The 12,883-nt window shown below is 44.6% G+C and carries 13 protein-coding genes; 5 read left to right on the forward strand and 8 right to left on the reverse strand.

Annotated features, from left to right (window positions below):
- Positions 1 to 712: 712 nt before the first annotated feature.
- Together JGK14_RS17125 and JGK14_RS17130 are read right to left on the reverse strand one after the other, a co-directional pair.
- A complete protein-coding gene (locus JGK14_RS17125) occupies positions 713 to 2,032 on the reverse strand; it encodes an ABC transporter substrate-binding protein (protein WP_293225365.1) in 1,320 nt (439 codons plus the stop codon).
- Between the two features lie 219 nt (positions 2,033 to 2,251).
- Positions 2,252 to 2,386 carry a hypothetical protein gene (locus JGK14_RS17130; RefSeq protein WP_293184189.1) on the reverse strand — a complete coding sequence of 45 codons (135 nt, stop codon included), beginning with the start codon at positions 2,384 to 2,386 and terminating at the stop codon, positions 2,252 to 2,254.
- A 268-nt stretch (positions 2,387 to 2,654) separates the two neighbouring features.
- On the opposite strand from JGK14_RS17130, the gene JGK14_RS17135 reads away from it, so the two are divergent.
- From JGK14_RS17135 to JGK14_RS17145, 3 genes are read left to right on the forward strand one after another with little or no spacing between them, the layout of a single operon-like run.
- Positions 2,655 to 3,233: a Uma2 family endonuclease gene (locus tag JGK14_RS17135; protein ID WP_293212021.1), complete on the forward strand. Its 579-nt coding sequence runs from the start codon at positions 2,655 to 2,657 to the stop codon at positions 3,231 to 3,233.
- A gap of 34 nt (positions 3,234 to 3,267) precedes the next feature.
- Entirely contained in the window at positions 3,268 to 4,275 is a 1,008-nt protein-coding gene (gene fmt / locus JGK14_RS17140; protein WP_293186683.1) for a methionyl-tRNA formyltransferase, read from the forward strand.
- Positions 4,276 to 4,311: 36 nt separating this feature from the next.
- Positions 4,312 to 4,731, forward strand: coding sequence for a hypothetical protein (locus JGK14_RS17145; RefSeq protein ID WP_293186682.1), 420 nt, complete (start codon positions 4,312 to 4,314; stop codon positions 4,729 to 4,731).
- Between the two features lie 10 nt (positions 4,732 to 4,741).
- Here the strand turns inward: JGK14_RS17145 and sbcD are convergent, their stop codons facing one another.
- The 6 genes from sbcD to JGK14_RS17175 all read right to left on the reverse strand — a co-directional run bounded on the left by sbcD (position 4,742) and on the right by JGK14_RS17175 (position 10,403).
- Positions 4,742 to 5,983 carry an exonuclease subunit SbcD gene (gene sbcD / locus JGK14_RS17150; protein WP_325315303.1) on the reverse strand — a complete coding sequence of 414 codons (1,242 nt, stop codon included), beginning with the start codon at positions 5,981 to 5,983 and terminating at the stop codon, positions 4,742 to 4,744.
- A gap of 66 nt (positions 5,984 to 6,049) precedes the next feature.
- Positions 6,050 to 6,694 (reverse strand): SMI1/KNR4 family protein, encoded by a 645-nt coding sequence (locus JGK14_RS17155; RefSeq protein ID WP_293208123.1) that lies wholly within the window; start codon positions 6,692 to 6,694, stop codon positions 6,050 to 6,052.
- Between the two features lie 180 nt (positions 6,695 to 6,874).
- Entirely contained in the window at positions 6,875 to 7,447 is a 573-nt protein-coding gene (locus tag JGK14_RS17160) for a Uma2 family endonuclease (RefSeq protein WP_293208120.1), read from the reverse strand.
- A gap of 287 nt (positions 7,448 to 7,734) precedes the next feature.
- Positions 7,735 to 9,009, reverse strand: a complete 1,275-nt coding sequence (locus tag JGK14_RS17165; RefSeq protein ID WP_325315304.1) for an ATP-dependent DNA ligase — start codon at positions 9,007 to 9,009, stop codon at positions 7,735 to 7,737.
- A complete protein-coding gene (locus tag JGK14_RS17170) occupies positions 8,981 to 9,154 on the reverse strand; it encodes a hypothetical protein (protein WP_293243393.1) in 174 nt (57 codons plus the stop codon). Before JGK14_RS17170 ends, JGK14_RS17165 begins: the two co-directional genes overlap by 29 nt.
- A gap of 196 nt (positions 9,155 to 9,350) precedes the next feature.
- Entirely contained in the window at positions 9,351 to 10,403 is a 1,053-nt protein-coding gene (locus tag JGK14_RS17175; RefSeq protein ID WP_293218837.1) for an acyltransferase family protein, read from the reverse strand.
- A gap of 220 nt (positions 10,404 to 10,623) precedes the next feature.
- On the opposite strand from JGK14_RS17175, the gene JGK14_RS17180 reads away from it, so the two are divergent.
- Positions 10,624 to 10,929, forward strand: coding sequence for a glutaredoxin family protein (locus JGK14_RS17180; protein WP_293186689.1), 306 nt, complete (start codon positions 10,624 to 10,626; stop codon positions 10,927 to 10,929).
- A 155-nt stretch (positions 10,930 to 11,084) separates the two neighbouring features.
- Positions 11,085 to 12,578: a UDP-N-acetylmuramoyl-L-alanyl-D-glutamate--2,6-diaminopimelate ligase gene (locus JGK14_RS17185; protein WP_325315305.1), complete on the forward strand. Its 1,494-nt coding sequence runs from the start codon at positions 11,085 to 11,087 to the stop codon at positions 12,576 to 12,578.
- Positions 12,579 to 12,883 lie beyond the last annotated feature (305 nt).

Below are 12,883 nucleotides of genomic sequence, written 5' to 3' on the forward strand. Positions count from 1 at the left end.
TTCGCTAAAGATTTATGACCGAGCGACTGCGGGTGTCTGTTCGTGTCGGGCGATCGCAACTCTATTCACTCTAACATCTTGCACCATGGTCAATAATATCTAACGAACCGATAACACCCACGCAACATCTGAGCTTTCAGGTAAGTGCGGGGCAAGAAACTCGGTTTCTGATTGTAAGTGCAGGTTGGAATGATTTTCATGAGATTTTCAACCAATTAATCGAGTTAATCGTTAATCGTTAATCGGGGAGCATCTCATTTTTGTAAAAAGCATTTTTTTCTTATAGTGCGAGCTGTCGCGAGCTGGCGTATTATACGATACGCGAGCGGGGACGCTCTCACTATCTATCTAAATGCAAAACTGAGATGCTCCCGTTAATCGAGCCTTCAAGTCTTTCGTCGAATACAGTGAAAACAAAGAATTTACATCAAAAAAACATTTTCTATTTTTCTGTGATTGTTGCCAGAGAGCGATTGTCGAATTTCGTAAAGTAATCGCCATTTGTCTTATTAATTACCAATGACTAATGACTAATGACTAATAACGTTCGCGAGCGGGGACGCTCGCAAAACATGACTAATGACTAATAAGGTTCGCGAGTTATTAAGTTCGCAAAACATGACCAATGACCAATGACTACTGACCAATGACTACTGACCAATGCCCAATGCCCAATGCCCAATGCCCAATGCCCAATGCCCAATGCCCAATCTCACTTGACTGCAATATCTAAGGTTAATGTCAAACGGTCTTGAGCTTCTTTAAGAGCGTCTTGGGGGTTGCGGCCCAGAAGAGTTGCTTCTATGGCGCGGCCAAGGTTTTCTGACACGCGAGAGTAACCAGAGATAATTGGGCGCGATCGGGCTGAGTTCATTTGTTCTAAAAATACTCCCAAAACAGGATTTTTTTTCACAAAACTTTGATAAGTTCGGCTCTCTCTCGATTTTAAGTTAATTGGTAAGTAACCTGTGCCGAACGCCCAGGCTGTTTGGAATTCTTCGCCAAGAACGTATTCTAGGAATTCAAGGGCTGCTTTTTCGCGTTCTGGCGAGGTTTTCATTAAAAATAGGTTTTCACCCCCAACAACAGTGGCGGAGCGCTTGAGGGCGGGTATAGGCATCACTGCATAGTCGATCGCGCTTTGCTGCAATTGTGCTAGAGTCCACGGCCCGGTGATTTGCATTGCGACTTTACCCGCGATGAAGTTATCGAGTTCGTAACCGCGTTCGGGTGCTGACAGTATTCCCGAACCTTCTGTTAACAAGTCCTTCCACAATTCCAAGGCCGCGAGAGAACCCGGGTTGTCTATTTGGGGTACGGGAGTTTGAGATGTTTCTCTCACGAGTTCGCCGCCTGCGCTGAACATGAACGGCAGCCAGGTGAATACTGTCCATTCTCCTTTGCCTAGGGGGAGCACTATGCCGTGTCGATCTGTGCGTCCGTCTCCGTTGGTGTCCTGTGTGAGCGATCGGGCTGTTTGCTTTAATTCTTGCCAATTCTGCGGCACTTTTTTAATTCCTGCTGCTGCAAACAAGCTGGGACGGTAAAATATTCCTGTATTGTTGGTGGCGAGGGGAATTGACCAAGTGTGTCCGCCGAGTTCCATTGACTCGAAAAGTGAGGGATCGATTTCGCCTTTGATGGGGGATTTGTCGAGCCAGTTTTCTAGCGGTTTAATTGCTTGGAGTTCTGCTAGTTTGCCGGCCATTGTGGCAGTATTCCACAGCAAATCTGGCGGTGCATTTCCTACTATTGAGGTAAGAATTTTTGGCAGTTGTTGGTCGGGCTGGCCGATGTAAATTTGTTCTACTTGGATGTGGGGATGCGTTTGGTTGAATTTGTCGGTGAGGGTTTTAAATACGTCGCGATTGGGCGGGGGATTGATGCCGTGCCACAATGTGAGTTTAATTTTATCGCTATTTTGGGGAATATTTTGACAGCCGCTTAATATCAGTAGATTTAAGGCAAGTAAAATGCACGCAACTCGTTTGACTTGCATTTTAAGTGCTTTGAGAAGTTTGGATAAAATCATTTTTTAGCTTTGCTTAGAGGGAAGAAGATTTTTTAGCAAGCGCAGGTGGTTAGAGGTGGGTGAAACTGGTTGAATCTCAGAATTTTTCCGAAGTTGATTTGTCTCTAATTCGGAGGTATTTTGAAACAAAATTGTCAAAAATTTGCCTCCTATAGCGGTTCTCAAAAAAGTCAGGTATGCCCTATGCCCCATGCCCTATGACCTATGCCCATGAGTACCTCATCTTTCTGACAAAGGATATAGTGTATCTTGCGGGCACATCCGATCGCAAGAAATTGCTGTCAGGTGCGATCGATCTTTTGCCAAGTCAGGCATTTCGACGCGCGCGAATGCGAGAATTCGGTTAATAGCCATTGGCTGACTTGTTCGTTATGAATATATTACCAGAAAGAATTGGTTGAAAGCCCGCCCGCCGGAGCGGGAGAAATTAAAATCAGACTATTCATTACTCCAATCCTCTTCGTTCTAGGTCAACTGTCAACTGTCAACTGTCAACTGTCAACTGTGGTTGTGCGGTATCTGCCAACAAGCTGCGACTGGCTAGCTGCCGCATATTCAAGGATTTTTTCATGTTTTGGCAGATATGATAAAATCGATACTAGCAGTAAAATTGGTGAATCAGATGACAAGTTTTAGTGTAGAACAGTTAGATTTAACTTTGGAAGAATGGATGCAAAATCCTCCTGACGGGACGGAGTGGGCAGACGGTAAAGTGATAGTCAAACATCCTGTAGAATTTGTGAATGGAGAAGTAGTAGGGAAACCGGGAATGACTGCAAAGACTCGTCGCATTCAATCAAAGCTAGATTATTACTGGAGAAGTTACATGATCTCAAGCGGGCAAGGGGGCGAGGTTTATGTGGAAGTCACTTGTCAAACTCTGAAAAAAGGGCGAATACCAGATGTATCTTATATTACTCCTGAACTGTTGGCGCAAGTTGGAGAGTTTTCAGTTTTGCCGCAGAGTTTTCCGCTGCTAGCTGAGATTGTTTCGCCTAACGATTTTGCTGATGATGTTTTTGCAAAAGCACAGGAGTATTTAGAGTCTGGTTGTTTGGAAGTTTGGCTGCTATTTCCGAAGAGTAGTTGGGTGTTAGTAATTACTCAAGGTGCGACAGTTTTATTTAAGCCTGGTGAGGTGGCGAAGACTCAGCTTGTGTTGTCCGGTTTTAGCGTGGTGTTGGATGAGTTGATGGCGTAATTTTGTTATTATTATAAAAACTAACTAAAAATCGATGAAAATTGTTTTTTTTGGCACTCCTGACTTTGCTGTTCCTACTTTATCCAGTTTGCTGAGTCATCCAGAATTTGAGGTTGTGGGTGTGGTGACTCAGCCGGATAAGCGCCGGGGAAGGGGGAATAAATTGATGCCTTCACCTGTAAAAGATGTGGCTTTAAATCACAGTCTCCCAGTTTTGCAGCCGCGCCGAATTAAGAAGGATGCGGAAACTATTGCTAAGTTGCGGGAAGCAGAGGCTGATGTGTTTGTGGTGGTGGCTTACGGCCAGATTCTTTCTCAAGAAATTCTGGATATTCCTAGTTTGGCTTGCGTTAATGTTCACGGTTCAATTTTGCCGAAGTATCGCGGGGCGGCGCCGATTCAGCGGTGTCTTTTTAATGGGGAAAAGGCTACTGGAATTACTACTATGCTGATGGATGCTGGTATGGATACTGGGGCGATGCTTTTGAAGGCTTTTGCGGGAATTACGCTGTTGGATAATGCTGATTCTTTGGGCGACAGGTTGGCGGAACTTGGGGCGGATTTATTGGTGGAAACTTTGATAAAATTGAGGGATGGGGAAGTTGAACCGGTTGTTCAGCATGATGATGAGGCGACTTATGCGCCGATGATTAAGGCGGCTGATTTTGTGCTGGATTGGTCGAAAAGTGCGATCGCGCTTCACAATCAAGTTAGGGGTTTTTTCCCGGATTGCACTACGACTTTTCGCGGTAATTCCCTGAAAGTAATCGCAACTGTGCCGGTGGGGCCGGAATATTGGCTGCAATTACCGCCGGAGTTGAGGGTTTTGGAACGGGAATGGCCTGTTTTGGATCAGTTGTCGGGCGCAAATGGGGAGGTTGTGAAGGTTGTGAAGGGCTTGGGGGCGATCGTCCAAACTGGCGATGGTTTGCTATTATTGCGGGAGGTGCAGTTGGCTGGTAAAAAAGTTCAGTCTGGCGTGGATTTTGCCAATGGTACTCGGTTGGCTGCGGGTGAGGTTTTTGGGAATGCTGATTCGTGAATTACAACAACAGATTACTTGATCTGGAGGCAAACTGTGTATATTTTATGTGATGGCAACTGGGACAGACCAGAAATAGAAATATCTGATTCACCACGAGGTATTATCGAACTGGGAGAACTTTGCGAAAGCATCAGTGAAGATTTGAAGCTTCCTGCGGAAAAAATAAACTCAGAGTTTTATCCTGAAAACCTGGAAGCTATTTCCATGAAGTTGTCTCAGATAAAAAATCCAGAAAGATTAGATTTAATCAAAATTTCCCTAAACAATAAAAATCTGGTCTTTGAAGGTTCTAAATCTGCTTTTCATAAGCTGGGTATGTCATTACTAAGCTATTTCCATGAAGATAGTCAAAAAGGTGAACATTTTCACCTAGACTATGTGGAAGACGATCCTCTATTAGCACCTACCAACTGCCACGTAATATTTTTATGTAGAGATCCGCATATAACGTGACAGACAATACCTAAAATTCGACTAAAACTTCTTCTTCAACTCCCAGTAAATCCCGCGCGGCATCTAGCATACTCTCAGTAATATCTTTCAAATCTTCGCGACTTGCTAAATAAGTTTTTAAAGCATCTAAAGGTTCTATACTATTATTAGCATTTAATTCCGGCAACCGCGGTCTTGCTAACTGACTAACTAATTCTGGTTGAATTGTGTAGCTGTGCGCTGCGCCGAGAAGTGCGTGCAATTCGGCGTTATCAATTAAGTCTAATTGTTCCGATCGCAATTGGTAGATCAATCTTACGACAGCATCTTGGATTTCCTTCTTCCCAATGGCTTTCACCAAGTCGGCTTGCGGACTCTCCGATTCAGATACGTTCACCTTAATCGTCTGAAACACCCGCACCGGCAAAGTGCAAAATTCCCACTCAGCTTTCCCGCGTTCCAAATTAATCAACACAAAGCCTTTGTCTTCTTTCTCTTCGCTAAAGTCAACTCGTTCGATGCTTCCGGGATAAATTACGGGCGGATTGTTGTTGGCGTTGAGATTTTGGTGTTTGTGGACGTGACCGAGGGCAACGTAGTCGAAACAAGGGCGTGTTAGCATGGCAACGGGTATGTTGAATCCTTTACCGACTGCTAAAAAACGCTCTGCACCCAGGCTTGCTTTATCTGCCATTAAGTGCGCTAATAGTACGGTGGGGATATTTGGATCGAGGCGGCGGATTTCGCCTTCCATGGCGATCGTCAGTTTTTCGGTTAATAATTGGTTAACATCGCTCACAGAAAGGCTTTCAGTCTCCGATCGCGTCATTAAGGTCGATCGCGTCAACCAAGGCAGCGTCACCACCTGTACAGGCCCGCTGCGGGTGTGTATGAGGTGCGTGTCGAGGCGATCGCCTACAATAAACTTAGGTATTCCCAAAGTCCGGTAAATTCCCAAACTCGCGCCGCCTTGTCCTTGCGAATGTTGGTCGTGATTTCCTACTAGCAAAACAGTCGGAATTTGCGCCTCTACCAAGCGGCTGAATTGGCTCGCAAAAGCCTCTTTAACAAACGGTGGCGGCGTTGAATCCGGAAAAGCATCCCCGCCGAATATAACTAAATCTACGGGTTCAGAAATTGCTCTATCCATACATTTACTTAGCGTCGCCGCGAAGTCTTCCAGCCGCGTATTTAACCCGGTTTCTGGATTGACGCGGCCGTGGGAAAAGCCGCTGCCCATGTGAATGTCTGAAAGGTGTAAAATTTTAATCATTGTTTATTGGTTATTAGTTATTAGTTATTAGTTGTTTGTTGTGAGGACTAAAGCCCTCATTCTATTTTAGACTTTTCTTGGTTCCAGTTCAATGCTGCGGCGGTTAGGATTGATACGTTTCTCGATCGCAAATACTGCCTTTTCTTCCTCAAAGCCGATTTCGTGAAACTCTGCAAACAAACATTCTAACTCAATTTTGGCGATCGCAGTTTCCAGCCACTTATCAAAGGAATCGCATTCAATACTTCTGAAAGGTTCGCCTTTGCACTCGAAACTGATAATTTGTCCCGGAATCCCGCCGAAACAGCCCTGTGTATCCACAACCCGCAGCCACAAATTATCTACTTTCATAAACGGAATCCATGCTTTGTTCCAATATTCTCCGGGCTGCCATTCTTGAAAATTAACTTGACTCTGGGCGTCCCAAAATTTTTTCTCCTTAGCAATTGATGCCAAAGATAACATACTCCTGCCGTGTTCAAAAGGCAACAGCCACTGATTTTCTGAACTCTCGTAAGCGGAACCGTTATACCAGCGATAAAAATCATAAAATGTTTCGGGAAGCGATTGTTGGTAACGTTTTTTAAATAAGTCGATTTCTGTTTCGATGGCACCGGAATTTAACAAGTTAAGCGCCTCGGGACAGCAGCGTCTCAATGTTTGTGCGAAGGTACGAACCAAAGGATTTCGTGGCTGAAAAAATTCTTTCATCTTCGATCATATAATACCTGGAACTTTTTGATAAATTTGGGCGATCGGCGAAAATCTATACTTTTCAACGTGAGGGCTTAATTTAGGTTCGTAGTTTAGGTTTGTAGTGAGGACTTCAGTCCTTCTTTGGATTCTGGAGAAGGACTAAAGTCCTCATTACGAACCTGGTTGTATCTTTCATCATATAATACCTGGAACTTTTTGATAAATTTGGGCGATCGGGCAGCGAAAATTTATACTTGTTAATTCTAACTCATCTCCTTGTCGGTAAATCTGAGAAACCCAATTTCCCTCACCATTGAGTCGAAAACACTCAATTTGGATTTCCGATTGAGTGATGAGTACGTATTCTTGCAAACTCGATGTAGTTTGGTAATCGGCAAATTTATCGCCCCTGTCAAAAGATGCAGTTGAAGGAGATAGCACCTCAATAATTAGAGATGGATAGAGAATGGAGTCTTCAGTTGAACTTGTATCTCTTTCGTCGCAAGTTACCGCCACGTCAGGATAATAATAGCAATTCGCCTCTTCCAGTCTGACTTTGACATCAGAGGTAAGAACTAAGCATGGCGTATTCAGAAGATGATTTCCCAATAGGCGAATTAGATTGCTAGCAATAATAGTGTGAGGGTTTTTTGCCCCCGTCATTGCATAAACGTGTCCGCGTCTGTATTCGTGTTTGATCGGACTTACTCGTTCGCCTTCTAGGTATTCTTCTGGTGAAATGTAGAAATTGTTTTTGCTGATTACCATTGATTTATCCCGGCTGATTTTGTGCGATAATATTTGTTGAAATGGGTGCATTTCACTTTTGAAGAGGGCGAAGCATGACCGCATATAAGTTATTAGTTATCATCCCATATTGATTGCGGTCATGCTTCGCCCCTACAAACATATTTGCTAAAACCAGATGCACCCGTTGAAATTCATAGATCCGGCTAGGACATGGCTGAATACCGGACGGCAAAATTATGTTATTTTCTTGAGTCTGCGGAGGCAGACATCGTTTGTATAGACGCGGTTTCAACCGCCGTGCTATTTTAACAAATTTCCAGGAATCGGGCGTGCCACAGTTTGCCACTTTCTGTCAATCCCTGCGATCGCACTTTGATTTTGACTCCGCGAGGGTTCGCCTCGTACAGTCGGGCAATTTCTAGCATTTCCCCGCTGCTAAAGCCCGTTCCCACTGTTCCGATCGGTACTAACTTGCCATTGATTTCTTGTGCAACTTCGATCGCACTAAACGGCCGCCCCGCTACTTTTGTCCGAGTCAACCCGACAATAAATAAGTCATATTCCTGACAGTATTTAGTCCTCACCATCGGAAATTTCTTAACATCTTTGCCGCCGACATAGAGACAGTTGTGTAAAACCCAAACTTCGCCTTCTCTGTTTTCAGCTTCCTGCTGCTGCGCCAGTAAAAGTTTTTCGCCTGCGGTGCGAGATGTCGGTACAATTTCAAATTCCGTAGATAAACTTGCCAAGATTTCGCCAACTGCAACTCCGGCGGCTATTCGTTCGGATTCCGCCAACCCAGTCAAGTCTTTACCGTGGGAAAACAAAGCTTTAAAAATGGCATAAACTGCCGTTGGCTGGGTTGTCGGAAAACCGCTTTCAATATTAACTGTAGCAGCTTGGGCGCCCGTGCGGTGTTCGCTGCCCGTACAGCTTTTGTAATACAGTTCGCCGTCTAAGACAAAGATACCAATTTTAGCTGCTGTGTCGATTAAAGCGCGATCGATCGCAATTGACGCTTGTTGTCGCAGGTTTGTCGATCGCGATTGGTAGTATACTTTATCTGGCGTCGCCACGACCACCACTCGATTGCCGTCGCGTTTTGGCTGTCCCCAATAGTCGGGATTTTCGATGTAATAAGAACGTTCGCTGGGCGCGTCAACCGGCTGCATCGTCACAATCCTTCCCGGCTGCAAGTGCGGAGGTAATTCGGGGACAATCGGATTATTGACAGTCTCAACTTTGGCCGCAACCTTTGATTTTGCAGCAGGAGCAGCATTGGTGGTAGACTTATTTGGAGTGTTTTTAGTCGGCTTTTCTCCCGTTTCCAATTCAAACGCTCTTTTCCAAAAGCCGATCGCCATTTCCGGGTATCCTTCCGACTCCGCACACAGTGCAAAACTAATAACTTTTGCCGTACCAATGCCGCGCCCGTAATCAGCTAAATACTGCACCGCCCCCGCTTCACCCATCAAGTGCAATCCCCGCGTGACAATGCGATTGTTCCAGCGTTCTCGAATATCGGCGCTAATTTTTTTGGCTGATTTTCGCTTAGCTTCTGCGTATTCCATCCACTCCATACAGCCTCCTTTTTTGTTGGGCTACTTGTAATACTATACTGAAGCTTGATTCATTAGTCAAGGAAAACCCAAACCAGCATTTACCAGAAAGAATTGGTTGAAAGCCGGAACCCTTGTAGGGAGAAATTAAAATCAGACTATTCATATTGTTTCCGGTTGCATGGGAATGATTTAACCGCAGAGAACACAGAGGACACAGAGGGAGAGAATAGAGATCTGAATAATTCCGATGGTACCGGATTTGATATCATTTCTCCCTACAAGGGAGAGGTCGCTGTCAACTATCAACTATCAACTATCAACTATCAACTGTCAACTGTCAACTGTCAACTGTCAACTGATTATCCCCTTGCACCTGTGATCGTTTGAAAGAACTTAGGCGTATACCTTTGTAAAAAACTCCCCACCGCCAGCGTTATCAAAGTTGCCAGAATGATTGTCAATAAATAGTATACAATGACAGTTATCGAATTGGAAGGCTTTGACAACTTGTTAAAAACTTCCTTAAAAACTGTTACCGTCGGTTCGTGAATAGCATAAACAAAAAATGCCAAACCAGAAAAATTAAAACAGGCTTTTTCTAGCTTTCCCGACACTAAATCTGAAGCGCACCAAATGGCCGCCGTACCCATTACTCTCGTGCAGCATTCTAACTGGTGCTGGAAAGTTTTAATGTCGGCTGTTTGCGTAATTGTCAGCACAAGAGCCATGCCTAAGTATATACCGATAATCGCACTTTTTCGTCGGTCGAGCCAAGTTAGATCCAATTTTTGAACAGCAATCAGACATCCCAAATAAAAGAACAACGGCCCCAACCACTGGATGCTAAAACCAATTTGAAAATCCAGCAACCAAGGCGCGGCAAACAAAGCTATACCTAGATAAGGTATCTTTCTAGCGATCAGCAAAAATACCGGAGATAGAATCACCATCGCCATCAAATCCCGGACGTACCAGAAATGAAACGCAATCGGATAAAGGCTTTTATATCCAGTCAAACAATCTATAAAGTTGGCAAAACTGTAGTCTCCAATATATTTTTTGTAATGCCCTTGGATAATTCCACTCGTTGCCGGCACGTTGATCACAATTAACACCAGTGTCAATAAAGCCAAGTTCCAAAACAAATAGGGAACCAGGAGAGTCCAAAACCGAGATTGGAGCTTTTCCTTGTAAGAATTCAGCGATAAATTAAAATTCCTGAAAAATAGGAAGCCTGAAAGCATGAACAGAAAAGCCACGCAAGAACCGCCCCAAGTCCCCGCAATCAACGTCTGGAAAAATTTGTCAGCATATCCCACAGAATTGATGGACGAGTGAATAGTAACAATCCCAATGATGAGAGGCAGACGCAATAATTTAATTCGGCAAGATATTTCCGGCGTAATTTGCATTTTTTACAGAAAAAGTGTAGGGTTCGATCGGCTGGCATTTGCATTGAGATGGCAAATTGTAGTAATCGGTTCGCCACCAATGCTAAGATAGCCTCGATCGTGCGTTGAGGTCAATCATGCCGGGGCTTGCTTTTTGCGAAGTCTGGTTCGCCAACTTCCGATCGGATCGCACTTTTCGCACTTTCGAGAATTTAATATCAAGTCTAATTGTACTCTGATGATGCGATTGATTTTGTACAGCAAACCCGGATGCCACTTGTGCGAAGGGTTGCAAGAAAAACTCGAACAGATTGAAAGCCTCAAGTTTCAATTGGAAGTACGAGACATTACCGAACGTGATGACTGGTTTCAAGCTTACCAGTACGAAGTGCCAGTTTTGTTTAAAGTGGAGTCCCAACGCAAAAATTCTGGTGGCGACGCTGCATTTTCCCCAGAAGAACAATTACCTCGTCCTTCTCCCCGCTGTACAGTTCAACAATTGGAGCAAATGTTACAGAAATATTTGCAAATCGATCAATCAGAATAATATGATTTAACGCAAAAAATCAAGCCCTTTGGGTGCCGAGTCCGCACTCTTGGCCCGGAGAGTGCCGATTTTACACCGAAAAGGCTTGTAGATAGCGGATCGAACAATTTCTGGCGCAAGTCATATTCAAAACATCCAAGTGAGGAGTTTTTCAGATGAAATTGAGAGAATTATTAGCAACACTTCCCGGCATTTCCTTTGACACCCAACATCGAGTCCTCGATGCCGAAGTCAAGGGTTTATCTACTAATTCCCATGCTTGTCAGGCGGGGGATTTGTTTTTGGGAATGCCGGGGACGCGGGTAGATGGCGGAGATTTTTGGCAAAGTGCGATCGCCAGCGGTGCAATTGCGGCCATAATTTCCACTCAAGCCGCCGAGAAAACACCCCCCCAAGACGGGGATACCTGCGTGATTGTGGCAACCGACATGGCTCAAATTTGCGGTCAAATAGCCACCACATTTTACGGCAATCCTGCTAGCAAATTAAAACTTGTCGGCGTTACTGGGACTAACGGCAAAACTACAACAACTCATTTAATCGAATTTTTGCTCAATCAAATGCAGTTGCCGACAGCAATTTTCGGCACGCTTTACACTCGCTGGCCGGGTTTTCAACAAACTGCACTTTACACTACACCTTTTGCGATCGACTTGCAAAAACAGCTAGCAGAAGCTGTCACCGCTGGATGCAAACACGGGGTGATGGAAGTCAGTTCCCATGCTTTAGCACAGCAGCGAGTCTTGGGCTGTACTTTTGAAGTTGCTGTGTTTACAAACTTGACTCAAGATCATCTCGATTATCACCGCGATATGGAGGATTATTTTGAGGCAAAATCGCTTTTGTTTAGTCAAAATTATCTCAAAAATCGCGCTGTAATTAATATTGACGACTCCTACGGACGGCGGATTGTTGAAAGCCTCAAATCCGAGCAAGTATGGAGTTACAGCACTACGGACAAAACTGCTGATTTGTATGCTTTTGATTTGCAGTATCAGCCCAATGGAGTTAAGGGAATGCTGCACACTCCCAAGGGCGAAACTGCTTTTGTTTTGCCTTTAGTCGGTCAGTTCAATTTATCCAATATGCTGGCTGCTGTCGGTGCGGTTTTAGAATTGGGTTTAGATTTGTCCGCAATTGTGGAGAAATTAGCTTTGTTTTCGGGAGTGCCGGGACGGATGGAACGGGTGCAAATTAGTTCCGATCAAGATATTAGTGTAATTGTCGATTACGCGCACACTCCAGATAGTTTGGAGAACTTGTTGAAGGCTTCGCGGCCGTTTATTCCCGGTCAAATGATTTGTGTGTTTGGTTGCGGTGGCGATCGCGATCGCACGAAACGCCCGATCATGGGTAAAATCGTGGCAGAGTTGGCCGATATAGCTGTTGTTACCTCCGACAATCCGCGTACCGAAAATCCCGATCGCATTTTGGAAGATGTGCTCGCAGGCATTCCCGCTGACGTAAAACCCGTCGTGATGTGCGATCGCGCCGCAGCCATTCGCACTGCTATTATGGACGCTAAACCCGGAGATGGCGTGCTGATTGCAGGCAAAGGACACGAAGATTATCAGATTTTGGGCACCGAAAAAGTCCATTTTGACGATCGAGAACAAGCACGAGATGCCTTGACAGTCCGAATGAACTGATTCGACTAACCCAATTACACTTAGTGTTAATAGTTAACCCAATTTGGTTAACTATTAATGGCTTATAGCAATTTTTTATGAGGTTGCATAGAATCCGATCACCCTAGCCGAGGGCGGGCCCGCACCATCCACCGCCCCTACTAAGGGGGGGGGACAAGATTCCGATCAAAGTCCCCCTTCGATCCTATGCTTTATAAACATCTTTCTTAACAAGAAATTTGACAAAAGTAACTACTTGTGTAGGAGCCATTGGGGATCTCGCTTCTGATTGAATGGCAATTATCCTGCAAAAAATGTTCATTGAT

This window comes from Microcoleus sp. PH2017_28_MFU_U_A (assembly GCF_020738035.1).
Classification (GTDB): domain Bacteria; phylum Cyanobacteriota; class Cyanobacteriia; order Cyanobacteriales; family Microcoleaceae; genus Microcoleus.